This is a genomic window from Candidatus Pelagibacter bacterium nBUS_29 (assembly GCF_051200905.1).
Classification (GTDB): Bacteria; Pseudomonadota; Alphaproteobacteria; order Pelagibacterales; family Pelagibacteraceae; genus Pelagibacter.
On record NZ_CP172843.1, the window covers coordinates 721,796 to 740,228 of the forward strand.

The following is an 18,433-nucleotide window of genomic DNA, read 5'->3' on the forward strand; positions in this document are numbered from 1 at the left end:
TAACTTATACAACTTGAGATTACTTTTTGCTAACTTTTTTTGCTGCTGGCTTTGATTTTGAAGCTTTTGAAGGTGATTTTTTTTCTTTAGTAGATTTTGCTTTAACTTTTTTATCTTCGCCATGATCATGTTCATGGTCGTGATTGTGATCATGTTTATGTGCATCTTTTAGAATTTTTTCTGCCTCATCTTTAGAAATCTCTTTTTTATTTGGCTTAGCTTTTTCTTTAATCAAATTAAGAATTTTTTCTTCATAAACTGTTCCTCTTAAACTAGCTACAGCCGAAGGATTTTTTTGATAAAAATCCATTACCATCTTTTCTTGACCTGGCATCATTCTAAGTTGTTTTTGAACCTCAGCTTGAATTTCTTGCTCTGATACCTGAATTTTATTTTGTTCACCAAATTCATTTAATATTAATCCTGTTTTAATTCTAGTTTTTGCTGTCTCAGTAAATTTAGCTTTATTTTTCTTAGCTTCAGCTTCACCCATACCTTGTGAAAGAATTTTAACTTCTTCTTCAATTAAATTTTCAGGAACCTCGTCTATTTTAATTTTTTCAATTTCTTTTAATATTTGGTTTTTAGATAATTGATCTAATGAATTTTTATATTCATCATTTATCTGTTTTGATATTAACACCTTTAGATCATTTAAATCTTTAGCACCTAAATTTTTTGCAAAATCATCATCAATTTTTACTTCTTCAGGATTTTTTACATTTAAAATCTTACATTTAAATTTAGCAGATTTATTTACTAATTCTTTTTCGGGAAAGTTTTCTGGTAAAACTGCATCTACAATTTTTTCATCATCTTTTTTGACACCAATAAGCTGTTTGTCAAAACCTTTTAAAAACAAATCTTTACCAAGTGTTAATTGAGTATTTTTACCTTCGCTACCTTTAAATTCCTTACCATTTACAGTAGCTTGATAATCCAATGACACTAAATCACCCTCTTTTGCTTTGGTCTCAGCACTTGCTTCTTTAAAGCTAGGTTGATTTTTAGCTATTTCTTTAATTCTTTTATCTGTTTCGCTATTATCAATTTTAACAGAATATTGATCAAATTTTATACTTTCTATGGATTTAACATCTACTTTAGGTAATTCAGTTACAGACAAGACATATTCTAGCTCTTTATCTTCACCGTAAGTTTTTAGATCTAATTTTGGTTGACCCGCTGGTTTAATTTTATTTTCTTCAAGAGCCTTTGTTGATGTATCTTTTAATACTTTATCTAAAACTTCTCCAAATACAGCTTTACCGAATTGTCTTTTTAAAACTTCTTTTGGAACTTTTCCTGGACGAAAACCTTTTAGATTTACAGTGCCTTTAATCTCTTCATATTTTTCATCCATATAAGAGTTCATTGTCTCTTTATCGATAAAAACTTTAACGTCTTTATTTAAGCCTTTTATATTTTTTACAGTTACTTTCATAATATTTTAATGGTAGGGCGAAAAGGACTCGAACCTTCACATCCGAAAATATTGGTTCCTAAGACCAACGCGTCTACCAATTCCGCCATCGCCCCACAAATTACGTGGTTTTATATATTATTGAAACTATTTGTCCAATGACAATTGATCAAAAATTAACTATTTATCACCTATAATTTAAAAAAAATTTTGAAAAATGATAATTTCACCTTGTATTAGTATTTGTAAAACTGATCCCTCCACAGGTTATTGCTACGGATGTGGAAGAAATAATGATGAAAAGAAGATTTGGAAATCTGAAGATACAACAGATGAATGGAAAAAAGAAAATTTAGATAATATTAAAGATAGGCTTAGTGGTTGGCAGCTAGATAGTTTTAATGAGTCCTATCAGCACAAAATTAATAATGGAATTTCTCTATTTAAGAAAAATTTAAAAAATGAATAAATCAACAATTGTAATTATAATTTATATTATAGGTTTAATTTTTGGTGCCGTAGTATTGGATATGTGGAATGCCCAAACTAGTCCTAAAGCTTTAATAGGTATTGGGTGGACAACATTATTATTAATAGGATTATTTTTAACTGAAAAAAATGAAAAAAATTAAATTTTTAAATTATCTGGGTTTAATATTGTTTTCTTTAATTGCAGCTAATAGTCTAAATGCAGAAATTATCATCCTCAGTTCATGTGATAATAAAAAAGATGGTTTCTTAAAGAACGAATACATTTTAGATTTAGAAAAGTCATTAATGACTAGAAATTTTGTTTACAATAATAAAACGTTCAAAAAATATCGTATAACTGATCTCTCGGTTAAAAAAGAAAACACTTTGACAAAATTTATATACCAAGAAGATGATAAAATTTTAACTGATAAAATTGGCTACCCTCAATTTTATACACAATTATTATTTGAAATAGACAATCCAAATATTATGATAAAAACAGTAATTAATAATGAAGAAGGAATTTCTTTTATGTCTTCATGTAAAAAAATTGAAAGATTTGAAAAAGAAAGTTAATTTTTCTTTTTATTTTTTTTTGTAGAATTTTTGTTTTTAAAATTAAACCTACTGCTATTTGTAATGCTACTTCTATGTTTTGCGTAAGCTTGTTTTTGAGCTTGTTTCATTGCTTTTTTAGAAGACATAATATCTATAATCTAATATTCTATTTCCAATCAATATCAATTACTTAAATGAATTATAAATTTAATAGACTGAATAGAACAATTATTAAATGCAAAAAATGCCCAAGATTAGCTAATTTCATTAAAAAAGTTTCTAGAGAAAAAAGAAAGCAAAATATTAATGAAAACTATTGGGGCAAACCTGTTACGGGATTTGGTGATATAAATGCAAAACTTTTAATACTGGGATTGGCTCCTGCAGCACACGGGGGAACAAGAACAGGACGTGCATTTACTGGTGATAAATCTGGAGAATTTTTATTTCATTGTTTGTATAAATCTAAAATTTCTAATCAACCATTTTCAAAAAGTTTAAATGACGGTCTTAAAATAAAATCTACATATATCACAAATATTTTAAAATGTGTTCCTCCTGGAGACAAGCCACTAAATAAAGAATTAGATAATTGTTCTAAATATTTTGATACTGAAATTTCAAATCTAAATAAATTAAAGATAATTATTACGTTGGGAAAAGTAGCTTTCGATAACTGTCTCAAATTTTATAAAAAGAAATACACCTTAACTAAAAAGATGCATTTCAAACATGGAAAATCCTATCTATTACCTGATAATGTAACTTTAATTCCCAGCTATCATCCCAGTCCAAGAAATGTAAATACAAAATTAATTTCTGAAAAAATGATGGTTACTTTATTTAAAAGAGCTAAAAAAATATCTAAAGCTTAATACTATCGCAAAAATAAGGTTTAAAATTATCAAAAATTACATCTGGTAATTTGACTGGTTTACCTTTTTCATTAATGAAAACTAGATGAACTTGAGCCTCAACTATCGAAAATTCCTCTTTAGTAATAAACTGATTCATAAAAAATGATGTCTTTGTAACTGATTTTACAAATGATCTAACAACTAATTGATCCTCAAGATGAGCAGATTTTTTGTATTCAATGTTACAAGATTTAACAATAATAAGTGCGCCAAATTTTTCTTTTATTTGTAAATTACTCAATCCAATTGTTGCTAAAGCTTCTGTTCTGGCTCTTTCAAGGTATTTGAGGTAATTGGCATAATATACAACTCCACCTGCATCTGTATCTTCGTAATATACTTTAACATTATGGTAAAAGTTTTCATGCATAAAAGTATTCTATCAATAAAAATGATAATTTAATACAAACTAAGATATAATTTGAATAATGAAAATATATATTATTTGGTTAATTGGAGTTATTTTGTGGAATTTTGGTTTTCCTAACGCACAACCAATAGAGGATGTTATTGTGGCAATTCTTTTATCTTTTTTAAGTGTAGGATTAAAAAAATATTTTAAAAGTTAATTAATTTGCTGAAAAATAAATATTTTGAAAATAAGAGACAGCTTTCATTTTTGAGTTATCAGTATCTACCATAATCGCTAAGCCATCTAATTGGCTTACATCTAAATCATGAAATTTTTTAAAATCATCTTTAACATTTGCCTTAACTGTAACCCACTTATCCAAATTTTCTTTTGTGGTTGCCAAAACATTATCTATAGATTTTTTTGTATATGGACTTGGTGAATTAAATCCCACCCCATTATTACTCGAAAATACATAATTTATAGCCCTATTTGATAAAACAGTTGCTCCTGTTTTCTTTATGACAAAAACACGTGCCGCAAAATCATGTCCTTTTTTGGTATTTTCTTTAACTCCCTTTAAATCTCTCTCTATTTTCCAAGTAATATTGATATATGGAGTTTTGTTAAGATCAATATTTATCTCTTTTCCTAGTCCTGAAGCTGCATTATCAGCAACAGCTTTTAAATAATTACCATTCTCATTAGATCCTATAGAATAAACTGTTTTATTATCAGCTCCTCTTACTTTTCTTACTTCTAATTTGGATAGTTCTGAATTTGTAAATTCAAAAACATTTGTGACATCTGCGTTAACAGAAGAAAATGAAATAAAAATTAAAGAAATTAAACTAAAAATTCTGATCATAAAAAACTTATAAATAATTATTTTTTAATTACAACTTTTAGACATATTTTAAACATTCTTAACTCAATATTTGTCATTAAATCAAAATAATGAAAACAATTTCAATTTTTTTATTATTAATCTATTGGTCTGTAATGATTTTTGCACCAGTTATAGGAAAAGATACTAATATTAATGAAAATGAAAAAATTATTAAAAATTTATAACTACTAATTGTATTAATACGTAGATCTACCACCACTAATATCAAACACAGCCGCTGTAGAAAAAGAATTTTCCTCTGAAGAAAGCCAGCAAACCAATGCTGTAAACTCGTGTATTTCAAGAAATCTCCCTCTGGGTACCTTGGAAAGCATTCTTTGAACATGCTCTTTACTCATTTGATCTAAAATTCTTGTTTTGGCTCCTGCTGGAGTTACGGCATTTACAGCTATATTTTTATCGGCAAGTTCTTTTCCAAGAGACTTTGTAAGGCCTATTGCGCCTGCTTTTCCAGAACTATAAGCACTTGCATTTGCATTTCCATCTTTACCAGCAACAGATGCTACGTTTACTATTCTACCATAGTTATTTTAAATCATATTTGGAACTATCGCTCTGCAACAATTAAATGTACCATTAAGATTTATTTGAACTATTTTATTCCACGTCTCGACGTCATACTCCCACAATGGAGCTGTTGGGCCTGTTATCCCAGCATTATTAATTAAAATATCAATATTTGATTTTGCTGTAATGTCTGAAACTATTTTTTCAATTTGTTTATAATTCGAAACATCTACTACATTATAACTTAAATTAGGATTATTGACTTCATCAATAGCTGATTTAAGCAAGTTTTCGTCTATATCCCAAATTATAACTTTAGCACCAGAGTTTAAAAAGCGTTTTGCAATATCAAGACCAAACCCTTGACCACCACCAGTTATTACAGCTGTTCTATTTTTAAAATCAAATTCATTCATAAATTTATTCTTTTGCGAGCAAGTAATATGTTATTGAGGTGACAATTGCACCAATTATCCATGCGTAAGATTGTAAAAACATTAAATTAACATTCCAAATTGTTGAAGCAGAAAAAATAAAACCCAAAATTAAAGAATATGTTGCTTTGATGTGCCATCCTTTTGAATAATAATATGCGCTGTCGACTTCAACAGAGTAGATATCTTTATTACTTAAGCTACTTTTTTTTATCAGATAATAATCAGTTATTATTAAACCAAATAAAGGTCCAAAAAATGCACCAAATGTATCTATAAAAGACAAAATTCCAATTTGACTTAAAAATGTAAGCCAAAAAATTCCAATTAAAAAACCTATAATTGAAATTATATAACTAGCACTTTTTAGAGTTAGTTTACTTGGCATAGAATTAATAAGTGAATATTGAGATGGGATAAAATTTGCTACCAAGTTTGTAGAGGCTGAAGCAACAATTATAAAAAAAAGAACTGCAATGGTAATTTGCAAATTATCAAATTTACCAATGATATCTGTAGGATTTGTAAAAATTCTGTCTAAATCTTCAAATTTTTGATTTAAAAATGTGTCAGATCCAATAACAATAAACACAGCAAAAAATGAAAATATAATTAGATTTAAAATTAAACTGTAATTTCCTTTTTCTAAATTTTTCTCATCTTTTACATATCTTGAATAATCTCCAAAACTCAGAATTATTATTGAAAAATATGTAAAAATTGTTCCTGCTACTGTTACTAATGGCACTAAATTATTGATATCTAAAAAATTTTTAAAATCTAAAATGTCAATAAACGCTTTAGATGTGACCTTTACATCACTTAAAAGTACAACAAAGAAAAAAAATATCATTCCAGCATAAACTGTAATAGCCGAAATATTAATTAACTTTTTATTAAATTGAATTCCCACACTAAATATTAGTGCTTGAAAAATAATAACACCGCTAAACGATATCCAGTCAATAATGTTTAGTCCTAACAAAAATGTAAGAAAGATTTCTTGATCTAAAAGAGAATTATCAATTGAGAAAATTAATATTCTTATAAGATAACCAATAGCTTTTGATAAAAAATATGTTTGAATACCAAACATAAATATTCCAACAATACTTCTAAATAAACCAAAAAATTTTGCACCTCTAAACCCTAAAGAAGACCTTAATAAAACTGCAAATGGTAAGCCAAATTTTTGTGAGGGTGCACCGATTAAATTTGAAAATAAATAAACTAACAATGATCCTAGTATAGTTCCAAAAAAAACTACAAAAGTGTTCAAACTATAAATCGTGTATAATGAGGCAATTAAAGAAAATCCTATTATACTTTGAACATTAACGCCCCAATAACAAAAGAGGTCTTTCCAATCCCATTTTTTATAATTTGGGTTAACTGTAACAAGATCCCAGTTTGAAAGAGAATATTTTACTTTTGGCTGATTCACTAAAAATTATAATAAACTAATAATTTCTACTGTCCATATAGATAGGCAGGTAACCACAATGCGATCTTAGGGAATATAATTATTAATACTAAACCTATTACCTGAATGACCATGAATTGCATCATTCCATAATAGATATCTTTTAAATCCCATTCTGGAACAACTCCTTTTAAAAAATAAGCAGATAAGGCTACAGGGGGAGACAGCCAGGCCGTCTGGAGATTGACCGCAACCAAGATTGCAAACCAAGTCAAATTAAACCCTAATGCCTCAACTAAAGGTAAGATTATTGGAATTATAATCATGACAATTGGAACCCATTCTAAAGGCCATCCTAGCAAAAAGATCATCACCATGATCAAAGCTAAGATTAAATACTTATTCATCTCAAGACCTAGTAAAAAGTCAGTTAATAACATTGGAGTTCCAAGTCTTGAAAAAACTGCACCAAAGAAATTTGAAGCAGCAACTAAAACCATTATTAAAGCTGAAATTTCTAAAGTTTTAACTAATGCATCTTGTAATTTTTTTAATGTTAATTTTTTATATGCTAAAGCCAAAAGTAAAGAACCCATTGCACCACAACCAGCAGCTTCTGTTGGTGTTGCAAAACCAAATAGAATACTTCCAAGTGCTGCAAATACTAATGCTGCAGGTGGAACCAATCCTAAAAAGAACTCAATCCAAACAGCTTTCATGCTTGTTGCTCTAAGCTCTGGTGGTAACACTGGACCCAAACTTGGATCAATCCAACATCTAATAGTTGTGTATGCAGCATAAAGAGTAGCAAGTAAAATTCCTGGGATAATCGCAGCTGCAAATAAATCAGTAACAGGTATTTCCATAATCGGTCCCATTACAACAAGCATAATACTTGGTGGAATTAAAATACCTAAAGTACCTCCGGCTGTAATTGTTCCAGCTGCTAATCTTACATTATATCCTGATTTGTTCATGGACTTTGCAGCCATGATTCCTAAAATTGTAACTGAAGCACCAACTATTCCTGTTGCGGCAGCGAATACCACTGAAACAAATAACACTGCGTAATAAAGTGAACCTCTAACTTTTGCTAACATCAACTGGAATGCAGAAAATAATCTTTCCATTAATCCAGCTTGTTCCATCATTATTCCCATAAAGACAAAGAGCGGGACGGCAGCCAAGGTTTGTTCGGTCATGACCATTGAGAACTGCAAAGTCATTAAATAGAACACTAATTTACCAAAACCTAAGTAACCAAATACAAATCCTAAAAATATCAATGTAAATGAAATTGGAAATCCAACAAATATAGAGAACAACATTACTCCAATTAAAACAAAACCTAAAATCGCTGGATCTATAAACTCTGCTAACATTTATTCTTCTTCTCCCGGCCAAACACCTTTTGTGGCAGCCCAATAACTTTTAAATAACTCTGAAACTCCTTGAATAAGCAAGAAAACTATCCCAAACCATAGGGAAGCTTTAATAGGCCACATATATGGCATCCAAGCTGTATCCATTCCTCTTTCACCTCTCATTATCGACTCCTGAACAAAGCCAGTAGTCATATAAAGAAAAACAATTAATCCTGGGAAATAGAATAAAAGGTATAACCAAAAATCTATTCTTCCCTGTGTTTTGGTTTTAAAATTTCTATATAAAAAATCTGCTCTAATGTGCACACCTTTTGATAGTGCATAACCTGCACCTAACATAAATAAAGCACCGTACATAAATCTGCTCATGTCGTATGCCCACATTGTTGGTGCTGTAAATAATTTTCTGGCTAAAACTTCATATGTCATTGCCAATATTAAAGGAACTGTAATCCAACAAACAACATTTCCTACCCGTTTACTAAATAAATCAATTTTTGTAATTGAAGATGCCATCCACTTGGGCATGCTCTTGGGCATTGGTCCTGAACCACCTCTTCTTTCAGCTATCATTTCATCTGAAATATCGAGCTTCATGGGTTTAACTGGTTGTTTGGGTTTGTGATTTCTTGGCATGTAAAAATTCTTTAATTAATAAAAATAAAGCGGACAATTTCTTGTCCGCTTTATATAAAGTTTTAATACTATTTTAATGTCGCTGCGTGAGCCATTCCTAGCTTAGCATTAGACATTTGAGATCCAGACCAGAATGGTACTGCAATATCTGCAAAGTCTTTTTGAGACTGCCATACTTGAGCAAAGAACTTGTTCTTAGCAGCATTAGTCTCTAAAGATTTTTTAGCAGCAGCCATATACGCTGGGAAGTAGTCAGCTGGAGTATCATGTAAAATTACACCATGTTTTCCAGTTAACTCTGCAAGAGCTTTTCCGTTTTCGTATATTCTGTAACTCATTGATTTTGATAGAGATGCATTCGCAGCAACTTCTAAAGCTTTCTTCTCTAAAGCAGACATTTTCTTATATTTGCTTCCTGTTAAATAGAAGTCAGCGTTTACTACTACTTGGTGAAGACCTTGTAGGTAGTAATGTTTTAGAACTTTTTGGAAACCGAATGTCATGTCAGGTTTTGGACAACACCATTCAGCAGCATCAATTGTTCCTGCTTCAAGAGCTGGAAGAATATCTCCACCACCCATTGCAACAGAAGCTACACCAATATCTTTATAAGTTTGTCCTGGAATTCCTGGAGGAGTTCTGAACTTGTACTTTCTAAAGTCTGCCATGCTGTTAATTGGCTCTTTGAACCAACCTAAAGCTTCTGGGCCTACTGGTTGTAACATAAATCCTTTGATGTCTCTTCCCATCTCAGACCATAGTTGGTCGTAAAGTTCTTTACCACCACCATATTGGAACCAAGATAAAAATGCGATGTTATCAATACCAACACCTGCACCTGCTACTGGCGAACCAAATAACATAGCTGCTGGGTGATCACCTGACCAATAGTGAGTCCAAGCGAAACCACAATCGATAAGACCTTTATCTACTGCATCTAAAGTTTCTTTAACACCAACTACTGATCCAGCTGGCATAATTTCGAACTTAAGTGAACCTTCTGTTAGTTCAGTTACTGTGTCAGTGAAATCTTTTAACATTTTCACTTCGTCAGCTTTTGCACTAATTACAGTTTGACACTTAAGAGTTTGTGCAGAATTTGCTCCTGTAACAGTCATTACTGTTAAAAGAAGTGTTCCTACAACTAATGATATGATTTTTTTCATATTGTATTTTCCCTCTTGTTGTTTTTTTTATAAAAAAAGTACCCTGTCAAAATTTTAAAAGTATAACAAGGGCTAATATGTATTTATTCAACATTTTTTAGTAAATTTGTTATAAATAAATAATTTTAATTTATAAGAGTTCTAAGTTAATGGAAAATTTTGATTTTATAATTCTTGGTGCTGGATCTGCAGGATGTGTACTTGCTAATAGATTATCTAAAAACCCAAATCATAAAGTTTTACTTTTAGAAGCTGGTGGTAAAGATAACTATCCTTGGATTCATATTCCTGTTGGATATTTTAAAACAATGCACAATCCAAATACTGATTGGTGTTATCGAACAGAGCCCGATGAAAGTATGAACAATATTTCCATAAGATATCCTAGAGGAAAAACTTTAGGTGGAAGTTCATCAATTAATGGTCTTCTTTATATAAGAGGTCAACATAGAGACTATGACATTTGGAGACAATCCGGAAATTCTGGTTGGGGGTGGGACGATGTTTTACCCTACTTTATAAAAGCTGAAAATCAAGAGAGAGGAAAAAGTGAGTTTCATGGAGCTGACGGCCCACTATCAGTTTCTGATCAAAGAATTCATTTGCCTCTTTTAGATGAATTCCAAAACGCTGCTGAAGAGTTTGGTATTCCTAAAACTAAAGATTTTAACACTGGTGATAATCATGGATGTGGTTATTTCCAAGTAACCCAAAAAAATGGTTTTAGATGCAGCACATCAGTTGGTTATTTAAATCCAATCAAAAATAGAAAAAATTTAAGAATTGTTACTAATGCTCATATAAAAAAAATAATTTTTGAAAACAAAACTGCTAAAGAAGTAGAATTTTGGCATGGTGATGAACTTAAAAAAGTGCAAGCCAATAGAGAGATAATTCTTTCCTCTGGAGCAATTGGCTCACCTCAAATTTTACAAGTATCAGGTATTGGTAATGCGGAAAAATTAAAAAAATTAGGGATAAATTTAGTACAAGAATTAAATGGAGTTGGTGAAAATTTACATGACCATTTAATGTTAAGACCAATATATAAAGTTCATGGACTAAAATCACTTAACAAAAAAATTAATAGTTTGTTTGGTAATTTGATGATTGGATTAGAGTATGTGTTTAACAGAAGTGGCCCAATGACAATGGGTGCCAGTCAACTTTGTATGTTTGCCAAAAGTGATCCTTCTTTAGAATTGCCAGATTTGCAGTGGCATGTTCAACCAATGAGTATGGATACATTGGGTGCTACTAAAAACCATGATTTTCATGCCTTCACTCCTACTGTATCAAATATAAGACCCACAAGCAGAGGTCACGTGAGTATAGTAGATCAAGATTTAAGAACTTACGCTAAAATTAAACAAAATTATCTTTCAACTGATCACGATAGAATGGTTGCCGCAAGAGGCCTTAAATTAACTAGAAAAATAATATTAGAGTCTGAAACGTTTAAAAAATATGCACCAGAGGAATATAGGCCTGGAATAAATATTAATGATGATGAAGAATTAGTTAAAGATGCTTCAAATTATGCACAAACTATATTTCATCCTGTTGGGACTTGTAAAATGGGTCAAGATGATATGTCAGTAGTTGATGAAAAATTAAGAGTTAGAGGTGTTAACAATTTAAGAGTAATTGATGCTTCGATTATGCCCAACATCACTTCAGGAAATACAAATGCACCAACAATAATGATTGCAGAAAAAGGTGCAGATATGATATTAAGCAGCTAATGTTTTCAGAATTATTTGGAGCTGAACAGCTCGTTATTTTAAGTCAAATTATATTTATAGATTTAGTATTAGCAGGTGATAATGCAATTATTATTGGAATGGTTGCTTCTAAATTTCCAGTAGAACAAAGAAAAAAAGTAATTTTTTGGGGCATAGGTGGTGCTGTAATTTTAAGAATTATCTTAACAATGTTAACAGCATACTTACTACAAATTACAGGATTAAGACTAATTGGTGGATTATTATTACTTTATATTGTCTACAAACTTTATGTTGATGTGATCAAAGGTCAATCTAATGAAGAAGATATAAAAGTTGATAATTCAAGCTTCATGAAAGCTATATGGACAGTTTTATTGGCTGATTTTACAATGAGTTCTAGATAATGTACTAGGTGTAGCAGGAGCTGCTGGGGATCATTACGTATTATTAATTTTTGGATTAGCTTTGTCAATTATTTTAATGGCTACTGCTGCAAATTTAATATCTAGATGGATTAATGAGTATAAGTGGATTGCTTGGGTTGGATTAATTGCTATTCTGGTAGTTGCTATAGAATTAATCTATACAGACTTAAAATTATTTATTTAATATGTATTTACAAAAAATTAACTTAAAAAATAAATACGCATTAGTAACAGGTGCTGGTAAAGGCTTAGGTAGAGCTTGCTCTATTGCCTTGGCTGAAGCAGGCGCAACAGTTATTGCTTTAAGCAGAACTTCATCTGATTTAGATAAATTAGAAAAAGAGATAAAAAAAGTTAAAGGCAAAATTGTTAAAGTTCCATGTGATGTAATGAACTATAATGATTTAAAACAAAAGATAGAAAAGATTAAGATTATAGATGTTCTTGTTAATAATGCGGGAACTAATATTCCTGAACCATTTGAAAAAATCAAACAACAAAGTATGAACTACTTAGTTGATTTAAACCTTAAAGCAGCTTTTAATGTTGCTCAACTTGTGGTTAAAAAAATGTTAAAAAATAAAAATAGACCTGGTTCAATAATCAACATGTCTTCTCAATTAGGCCATGTTGGCATGAGTGGTAGAAATGTCTACAACATGACTAAATTTGGTATTGAAGGATTGACCAAAGGTATGGGTGTTGAGCTGGCGAAAAATAATATTAGAGTTAATACTGTAGCACCTACTTTTGTTGAAACACCAATGGTTAAAAACTTTTTCAAAAATAAAAAGTTTAAAAAATTAGCTTTAGGTAATATTCCATTAGGGAAAGCTGCAACAGAGAGTGATATTGCAACATCAGTTTGCTTCTTAGCTTCATCAGCTTCTTCAATGATCACAGGAACATCAATAGTAATAGATGGCGGATGGACAGCTCAATAATCTATAGATTTTTTTTAGTATTTTTAATCTTCACGACCTCTCAAGTTAACGCCATAGAATTTCAAGGGAAATTCACTCAAGGGCATTTTATTTTAGGTAAAACTGATCCTAAAGCTAAAATTAAAGTTAATAAAAAAGAAGTAAAAGTATCCAGAGATGGCTTCTTTGTTTTTGGAATTGATAGAGACAGAAAGTTTGACCTAACTTTTACGAAAACTTTAAATGGAAAAACATCTAAAATTACAAAAAAAGTTTTAAAAAGAAAATATAATATTCAAAGAATTGACGGCCTTGCGGAAAGTAAAGTAACTCCTCCAGAGTCAGTTTATAAAAGAATTAAAAAAGAAAATAACGCTATTGGTGAAGCAAGATCAATTAATTCTAGTTTACTTTTCTTTAAAGAAAAATTTATCATGCCCGTTGAAGGAATCATAAGTGGTGTTTATGGAAGTCAAAGAATATTAAATGGTAAACCTAGATGGCCACATTACGGTATTGATATTGCTGCAAAACAAGGAACAATGATCTTATCTTCTGGAACAGGAGTGGTAACAATGGCTGAAGATGATTTATATTATACTGGTGGAACAATTATAATGGATCATGGCCATGGAATATCAACAATATATTCTCACCTCGAAAATATTTTGGTATCAGTTGGTGACCAAATAAATCAAGGGGATGTAATTGGGACTGTTGGATCAACAGGAAGATCAACTGGCCCACATTTAGATTTTAGAATTAATTGGTTTCAAACAAGACTTGATCCAATGTCTGTATTAAAATAATAAAGTTATATGAAAAAAACTTTAAAAGATAAACTTTCAGATAAATTAGTTAACGCCTTTCTAAAAAATAAAATTATTGCACCTATTCCAAAAAAATTTACTCAAAAATTAGCAGAAGCAGATAAATTTAGAAAATTATGTGAAAGTAAGATTAAAGATCCAATAATTGGTTATAAAGCTGGTGGGACCGGAATTCCTCTTTTAAAAAAATTAAAAGAAAAAGAACCTTTTTATGCTTCAGTTTATAAAAGAAATTTTTTAAAAAATGGTAAGTGTGTTAAAATAAATAATTCAACTTTAGGAATTGAACTTGAGGTTTGTTATTTAATAAAGAAATCTTTTTTTAACTCAAAGGGTTTAATTACAAGCAAAAATGTTACCAAATTTATATCTCATATGGCTCCCTGTATTGAGGTGGTTGGTTATAGACAAAAAAGAAAAGGTATTACCTCTTTTGGCGATTTAAGTAGTGATTTTGGAGGAAATGTTAAGTTTTTGATTGGGCAAAAGAAAAAATATAAAAAGATAAATATTGGAAATTTAAAAGCTAATATTTCAAACAAAAAAGTTAAACAAAGTGTCAATGGAAATACAAATGCTGTTTACATTAACCCACTAAACTCTTTAAGATTTGTTTTAAACAAAGTTAAGAAAGACAAAGTTGATTTAGGTAAAGATTTTTATGTTTTTACAGGTTCTACTGTAGGTGTGGTTCCTATTCTTGGTAAAGGTTTATATACTGGTAAAATTGATAAATTAGGTTCAGTAAAAGCAATTATTTCTTAATGGCACTTCATTTCAGCAAAGAAGAGTTTTCTAAAAGAAAACAAGATGTTTTAAAATCTATGAAAGAGCAGAATTTAGATGCTCTTTTAATGTTTAGACAAGAGTCAATGTATTGGCTTACAGGATACGATACATTTGGATATGTTTTTTTTCAAACTTTAGTTTTAGATCAAAAAGGAAATATAGTTTTATTAACTCGAGCACCTGACTTAAGACAAGCTCAAAATACATCGAATATCCAAGATATAAGAATTTGGGTTGATAAAGATGGGATTAATCCTACAAATGATCTTAAAATAATATTAGATGAACTTGATCTAAAAAATAAAAAAATAGGTATTGAATATGAAGCTTATGGAATGACAGGACGTAATGCTTTAAGATTAAATAAATCCTTAGAAAATTATTGTAAAGTTGAAGACCAATCTGAACTAATAACAAAATTAAGAGTTATTAAATCTAATGAAGAATTAGTTTATGTAAAACAAGCCGCTGAGCTGGCAGATAGAGCTTTGGATGAAGCATGGAAATACACAAAAGCAGGTGCTAATGAAGCAAAAATTTTAGCTGAAATGCAAAGAGCAGTTCTTGAAGGTGGTGGTGATTACCCTGCTAATGAGTATATTATTGGCTCAGGTGATAACGCACTACTCTGTAGATATCAAGCTGAAAAAAGAAACTTATCAGATACAGATCAACTAAGTCTAGAATGGGCTGGTACTTTTAAACATTATCACTCTGCAATGTTTAGAACTATCCCTATCGGAAAAGCTGATCCCAAACATATTAAAATGCATGAAGCTTGTGTTGATGCATTAACGAATTGTGTAAAAACTTTAGTTCCAGGAAAAACTGCTGGAGAGGTTTTTGATGCTCACGCAACAACTTTTGATAATTTAGGATTTAATAAAGCAAGAATGAATGCTTGTGGTTATTCATTGGGATCGACTTTTTCACCTAATTGGATGGACTGGCCCATGCTTTACACTGGCAATCCATATGTCATACAGCCCGGAAATGTCTTCTTCATGCACATGATACTTATGGACTCAGATAATGAATTAGCCATGAATCTAGGAGAAACTTATCTTGTGACAGAAAATGGCAACGAGAGACTAGGAAAAAAAAAGCTAGATCTGGTGGTCCTTTAGTCTCATCCTGATTCAAAATAAAAAGATATCTTATTTACTAAGCTATTTGCTATTTAAAATTTCTTAATTATTTTAAAAAAAAGTGTAAACTTATTAACCAACATTAAAGAAACAAATGATTTATAAAATTTTTAATTTCTTAATTTTTTTCTGTTTATCGTCATTCATATTTATTTCAGGTGCTAAAGCCAAAGACTCGAAAGGGTTATTTGAACAACTGGTTATCTTGGCTGAAAGAGGACATGAAATTAATTTTGACAACGAAGCTAAAAATTATGGTTTCAAAAATTTTTCTAACGCTGTCAAAGCTTACAAAAAAGAGTTTAATGTAAGAGTAACAGTAGAAGAAGCAAAATCATTATTTAATGATATTTTGCCTGAAGGGGAAATTGAATATACCAAAGAAAATGCAGATAAACTTTTTGAAGTAATTATTAATTCAAAATATAAAAGTGCAAAAAGATACAAGAAGAAATATTTAACTTGGGATCCTCCCAATGGTTATAAAGCTTTTGCTATAACATTAAATGTTGAAAGAGAATTTTCCAGAATTACAAAAGATCCAAACATAAAATCTATAGCTAAACATACTTGGACATGGTGGAGTGGTTCTTCCAAAAATTTGGCTGTGAATCTTGTTATGAATGCATGTGAAGCAGATATAAAAAAATATAGAATCCCATTTCAAGAGTGTATGGTTATTGATATAAATGGAGACAACGTTCTTTATGAATTCATTCCCCATCTAAGAGAAGCTTCCTTAAAAAAACAAGTAAAAGAGAAAATTTTACTGTTCGAAAAAGAAAAAGAAGAAGCAAAGAAAAAGAAAGCTGAAGAAGTAAAGAAAAAGAAAGCTGAAGAAGTAAAGAAAAAGAAAGCTGAAGAAGTAAAGAAAAAGAAAGCTGAAGAAGTAAAACAATCAGCAAATAGTGATAAAAATAATAAAGTCAATTTTATAAAAAAAATTATTAAATCAGATTTTAAAGACAATGATTTCATTATAATAGCTAATTTAACTTCGACAGCCCCACACGCCTTATTTAATTTATCAGGTGAACTTACTTTTGATAAAAATTCTGCATCTTATTGTTATTTTAATTCTTCAAATTTAAATAAGTTTCAAGATGTTTATTTGAAAAAATTATTAATGGATAAGTATGATATACAATATTTCTATTTTCAAAATAATTGTGATTCAACTTCTATTTTAAAAAATGATATTATAATAACAGCTTCTAAAAATATAATCTCACTCGAAAGTGCTGATTTTTCTAAATTTACAGATCTATTTACTAAAAAAGATTTATTTTTAATTAATTTTAAAAGATTAGAGGATATAGAAATTTTCTTTGAATTAAGAAAAGAAAAAAGTAAAGAATTAAAGAATAGCATATTAAAATCAGAGATAGAAGGATTTGGATCAATTGTACTAGCAAACAATAGTCAAAAACTTTGTTTGGTAATACCTGAAGATGAAAAAAAGCATTTATTTTTAGTTAATAAACTGAATGATGAATATGCTTTAACTGGAGTCGATAAAGAATATAATTCGTTAAAATTTGGTAGTACCGAAGAAATTTTTATAAATATACAAAGAGATAATTGTGGTTTTTTATACACAAGCGAAGCAAATCTAAAAATTTTAATAAATGCTATGGACAAAGCATCAGTAGAATATGAACTAATTGGCAAATGGTTTTACCCAAAAGATGTAGATGAAGCAGAATTGTTGGAGCAAGATGAATTAATTAAAAAACAAAAAACAAAACTTAACCAACAAAAAAAAGAAGCAGAGGACATAGAAAAGAAGAAAAACTCTGGAGAATTACTTAGAGAATATACAGCTAATTTAAGAAAAAAACATGAAAATGAAACAAATGGGTTCAAAAATAAAATGCAAAAAGAATTTGAAAAATTTTATCTTGATAAAAAGTTTGAAGGTAATTTTTTTACCACAATGTTCCAAGATATTTACTTATACTATGATGATCTATTTTTAAAAGGATGGGAATCATCTGAGTTTAAAATAAAAACAATTGATTATGGTACAGGAATTTATAAAGGTCGTGAAGTAGCAGCTCACGTTGTAAATATTTATACAAAAATGAAAAATAATCAACTTGGTGAATACAAAGATAATTGTATTCAAATTGGAATACTTGAAGATTCTGAATTTAATTATTTTAGAAACCCTGATTTATTCGAGTGTGATGATAACAAAGATTTAAGAAAATGGTTTTTAAAAAATCAATTTAAAACATTATGGAATCCTACTTTAAAAGATACTGAAAATTAAAAAATTTTACTTAGATATTTTTACATTCCCCATCGCATAGCAACATTATGAACCAAAGAATCCCAATTCTTTAAAATTTTTTCATCACACTTAAGAAGATTAATTTAGGTAAACAAAAATTAGACTTGGTT

19 protein-coding genes, 1 tRNA gene and 2 pseudogenes are annotated in these 18,433 nt (G+C 29.6%); 12 read left to right on the top strand and 10 right to left on the bottom strand.

What is annotated here, in order from left to right:
• Nucleotides 1-19 precede the first annotated feature (19 nt).
• A complete protein-coding gene (tig, locus tag ACIJYA_RS03920) occupies nucleotides 20-1,444 on the bottom strand; it encodes a trigger factor (RefSeq protein WP_435087352.1) in 1,425 nt (474 codons plus the stop codon).
• Nucleotides 1,445-1,454: 10 nt separating this feature from the next.
• Nucleotides 1,455-1,539, bottom strand: a tRNA-Leu gene (locus tag ACIJYA_RS03925).
• Nucleotides 1,540-1,640: 101 nt separating this feature from the next.
• Between ACIJYA_RS03925 and ACIJYA_RS03930 the strand changes: the two genes are divergently transcribed.
• The 3 genes from ACIJYA_RS03930 to ACIJYA_RS03940 are packed head-to-tail and all read left to right on the top strand — an operon-like array spanning nucleotide 1,641 to nucleotide 2,473.
• A complete protein-coding gene (locus tag ACIJYA_RS03930; protein WP_435087354.1) occupies nucleotides 1,641-1,892 on the top strand; it encodes a DUF1289 domain-containing protein in 252 nt (83 codons plus the stop codon).
• Nucleotides 1,885-2,055, top strand: coding sequence for a hypothetical protein (locus tag ACIJYA_RS03935; protein ID WP_435087355.1), 171 nt, complete (start codon nucleotides 1,885-1,887; stop codon nucleotides 2,053-2,055). The genes ACIJYA_RS03930 and ACIJYA_RS03935 overlap by 8 nt, the downstream gene beginning before the upstream one ends.
• A complete protein-coding gene (locus tag ACIJYA_RS03940; RefSeq protein WP_435087356.1) occupies nucleotides 2,042-2,473 on the top strand; it encodes a hypothetical protein in 432 nt (143 codons plus the stop codon). The genes ACIJYA_RS03935 and ACIJYA_RS03940 overlap by 14 nt, the downstream gene beginning before the upstream one ends.
• Here the strand turns inward: ACIJYA_RS03940 and ACIJYA_RS03945 are convergent.
• Nucleotides 2,470-2,601 (bottom strand): hypothetical protein, encoded by a 132-nt coding sequence (locus ACIJYA_RS03945; protein ID WP_435087358.1) that lies wholly within the window; start codon nucleotides 2,599-2,601, stop codon nucleotides 2,470-2,472. The genes ACIJYA_RS03940 and ACIJYA_RS03945 overlap by 4 nt on opposite strands.
• Before the next feature lie 48 nt (nucleotides 2,602-2,649).
• On the opposite strand from ACIJYA_RS03945, the gene ACIJYA_RS03950 reads away from it, so the two are divergent.
• Nucleotides 2,650-3,330: a uracil-DNA glycosylase gene (locus ACIJYA_RS03950; RefSeq protein ID WP_435087359.1), complete on the top strand. Its 681-nt coding sequence runs from the start codon at nucleotides 2,650-2,652 to the stop codon at nucleotides 3,328-3,330.
• Here the strand turns inward: ACIJYA_RS03950 and ACIJYA_RS03955 are convergent.
• A complete protein-coding gene (locus ACIJYA_RS03955; RefSeq protein ID WP_435087360.1) occupies nucleotides 3,320-3,742 on the bottom strand; it encodes a YbgC/FadM family acyl-CoA thioesterase in 423 nt (140 codons plus the stop codon). The genes ACIJYA_RS03950 and ACIJYA_RS03955 overlap by 11 nt on opposite strands.
• Before the next feature lie 58 nt (nucleotides 3,743-3,800).
• On the opposite strand from ACIJYA_RS03955, the gene ACIJYA_RS03960 reads away from it, so the two are divergent.
• Complete coding sequence (locus tag ACIJYA_RS03960; protein ID WP_435087362.1) at nucleotides 3,801-3,941, top strand: hypothetical protein; 141 nt, start codon at nucleotides 3,801-3,803, stop codon at nucleotides 3,939-3,941.
• Here ACIJYA_RS03960 and ACIJYA_RS03965 read toward each other — a convergent pair whose 3' ends face one another.
• From ACIJYA_RS03965 to ACIJYA_RS03990, 6 genes and pseudogenes are all read right to left on the bottom strand, one after another.
• Nucleotides 3,942-4,592, bottom strand: a complete 651-nt coding sequence (locus ACIJYA_RS03965; protein WP_435087363.1) for a DUF3047 domain-containing protein — start codon at nucleotides 4,590-4,592, stop codon at nucleotides 3,942-3,944.
• A gap of 218 nt (nucleotides 4,593-4,810) precedes the next feature.
• Nucleotides 4,811-5,557 (bottom strand): annotated as a pseudogene (locus ACIJYA_RS03970) (SDR family NAD(P)-dependent oxidoreductase).
• A 4-nt stretch (nucleotides 5,558-5,561) separates the two neighbouring features.
• Nucleotides 5,562-7,019: a cytosine permease gene (locus ACIJYA_RS03975; RefSeq protein ID WP_435087364.1), complete on the bottom strand. Its 1,458-nt coding sequence runs from the start codon at nucleotides 7,017-7,019 to the stop codon at nucleotides 5,562-5,564.
• 26 nt (nucleotides 7,020-7,045) lie between these two features.
• On the bottom strand, nucleotides 7,046-8,380 hold the full coding sequence (locus tag ACIJYA_RS03980; RefSeq protein ID WP_435087366.1) for a TRAP transporter large permease: 1,335 nt from the start codon (nucleotides 8,378-8,380) through the stop codon (nucleotides 7,046-7,048).
• A complete protein-coding gene (locus tag ACIJYA_RS03985) occupies nucleotides 8,381-9,019 on the bottom strand; it encodes a TRAP transporter small permease subunit (protein WP_435087368.1) in 639 nt (212 codons plus the stop codon).
• Nucleotides 9,020-9,087: 68 nt separating this feature from the next.
• Nucleotides 9,088-10,185, bottom strand: a complete 1,098-nt coding sequence (locus ACIJYA_RS03990) for a TRAP transporter substrate-binding protein (protein WP_435087370.1) — start codon at nucleotides 10,183-10,185, stop codon at nucleotides 9,088-9,090.
• A gap of 149 nt (nucleotides 10,186-10,334) precedes the next feature.
• On the opposite strand from ACIJYA_RS03990, the gene ACIJYA_RS03995 reads away from it, so the two are divergent.
• From ACIJYA_RS03995 to ACIJYA_RS04025, 7 genes and pseudogenes are all read left to right on the top strand, one after another.
• Nucleotides 10,335-11,930: a GMC family oxidoreductase gene (locus ACIJYA_RS03995; protein WP_435087372.1), complete on the top strand. Its 1,596-nt coding sequence runs from the start codon at nucleotides 10,335-10,337 to the stop codon at nucleotides 11,928-11,930.
• Nucleotides 11,930-12,521, top strand: a pseudogene (locus ACIJYA_RS04000) (TerC family protein). The gene ACIJYA_RS03995 and the pseudogene ACIJYA_RS04000 overlap by 1 nt, the downstream one beginning before the upstream one ends.
• A 1-nt stretch (nucleotide 12,522) precedes the next feature.
• A complete protein-coding gene (locus ACIJYA_RS04005; protein WP_435087374.1) occupies nucleotides 12,523-13,281 on the top strand; it encodes an SDR family NAD(P)-dependent oxidoreductase in 759 nt (252 codons plus the stop codon).
• On the top strand, nucleotides 13,266-14,069 hold the full coding sequence (locus tag ACIJYA_RS04010) for a M23 family metallopeptidase (RefSeq protein WP_435087376.1): 804 nt from the start codon (nucleotides 13,266-13,268) through the stop codon (nucleotides 14,067-14,069). Before ACIJYA_RS04005 ends, ACIJYA_RS04010 begins: the two co-directional genes overlap by 16 nt.
• A gap of 9 nt (nucleotides 14,070-14,078) precedes the next feature.
• On the top strand, nucleotides 14,079-14,855 hold the full coding sequence (locus tag ACIJYA_RS04015; RefSeq protein ID WP_435087378.1) for a fumarylacetoacetate hydrolase: 777 nt from the start codon (nucleotides 14,079-14,081) through the stop codon (nucleotides 14,853-14,855).
• Entirely contained in the window at nucleotides 14,855-16,006 is a 1,152-nt protein-coding gene (locus ACIJYA_RS04020; RefSeq protein WP_435087380.1) for a M24 family metallopeptidase, read from the top strand. Before ACIJYA_RS04015 ends, ACIJYA_RS04020 begins: the two co-directional genes overlap by 1 nt.
• Nucleotides 16,007-16,121: 115 nt before the next feature.
• On the top strand, nucleotides 16,122-18,302 hold the full coding sequence (locus ACIJYA_RS04025) for a hypothetical protein (protein WP_435087381.1): 2,181 nt from the start codon (nucleotides 16,122-16,124) through the stop codon (nucleotides 18,300-18,302).
• Nucleotides 18,303-18,433 lie beyond the last annotated feature (131 nt).

Coding starts and splice junctions, on each gene's coding strand:
- tig (WP_435087352.1), bottom strand. CDS start 1,444: ATGAAAGTAACTGTAAAAAATATAAAAGGCTTAAATAAAGACGTTAAA.
- ACIJYA_RS03930 (WP_435087354.1), top strand. CDS start 1,641: ATGATAATTTCACCTTGTATTAGTATTTGTAAAACTGATCCCTCCACA.
- ACIJYA_RS03935 (WP_435087355.1), top strand. CDS start 1,885: ATGAATAAATCAACAATTGTAATTATAATTTATATTATAGGTTTAATT.
- ACIJYA_RS03940 (WP_435087356.1), top strand. CDS start 2,042: ATGAAAAAAATTAAATTTTTAAATTATCTGGGTTTAATATTGTTTTCT.
- ACIJYA_RS03945 (WP_435087358.1), bottom strand. CDS start 2,601: ATGTCTTCTAAAAAAGCAATGAAACAAGCTCAAAAACAAGCTTACGCA.
- ACIJYA_RS03950 (WP_435087359.1), top strand. CDS start 2,650: ATGAATTATAAATTTAATAGACTGAATAGAACAATTATTAAATGCAAA.
- ACIJYA_RS03955 (WP_435087360.1), bottom strand. CDS start 3,742: ATGCATGAAAACTTTTACCATAATGTTAAAGTATATTACGAAGATACA.
- ACIJYA_RS03960 (WP_435087362.1), top strand. CDS start 3,801: ATGAAAATATATATTATTTGGTTAATTGGAGTTATTTTGTGGAATTTT.
- ACIJYA_RS03965 (WP_435087363.1), bottom strand. CDS start 4,592: ATGATCAGAATTTTTAGTTTAATTTCTTTAATTTTTATTTCATTTTCT.
- ACIJYA_RS03980 (WP_435087366.1), bottom strand. CDS start 8,380: ATGTTAGCAGAGTTTATAGATCCAGCGATTTTAGGTTTTGTTTTAATT.
- ACIJYA_RS03985 (WP_435087368.1), bottom strand. CDS start 9,019: ATGCCAAGAAATCACAAACCCAAACAACCAGTTAAACCCATGAAGCTC.
- ACIJYA_RS03990 (WP_435087370.1), bottom strand. CDS start 10,185: ATGAAAAAAATCATATCATTAGTTGTAGGAACACTTCTTTTAACAGTA.
- ACIJYA_RS03995 (WP_435087372.1), top strand. CDS start 10,335: ATGGAAAATTTTGATTTTATAATTCTTGGTGCTGGATCTGCAGGATGT.
- ACIJYA_RS04005 (WP_435087374.1), top strand. CDS start 12,523: ATGTATTTACAAAAAATTAACTTAAAAAATAAATACGCATTAGTAACA.
- ACIJYA_RS04010 (WP_435087376.1), top strand. CDS start 13,266: ATGGACAGCTCAATAATCTATAGATTTTTTTTAGTATTTTTAATCTTC.
- ACIJYA_RS04015 (WP_435087378.1), top strand. CDS start 14,079: ATGAAAAAAACTTTAAAAGATAAACTTTCAGATAAATTAGTTAACGCC.
- ACIJYA_RS04020 (WP_435087380.1), top strand. CDS start 14,855: ATGGCACTTCATTTCAGCAAAGAAGAGTTTTCTAAAAGAAAACAAGAT.
- ACIJYA_RS04025 (WP_435087381.1), top strand. CDS start 16,122: ATGATTTATAAAATTTTTAATTTCTTAATTTTTTTCTGTTTATCGTCA.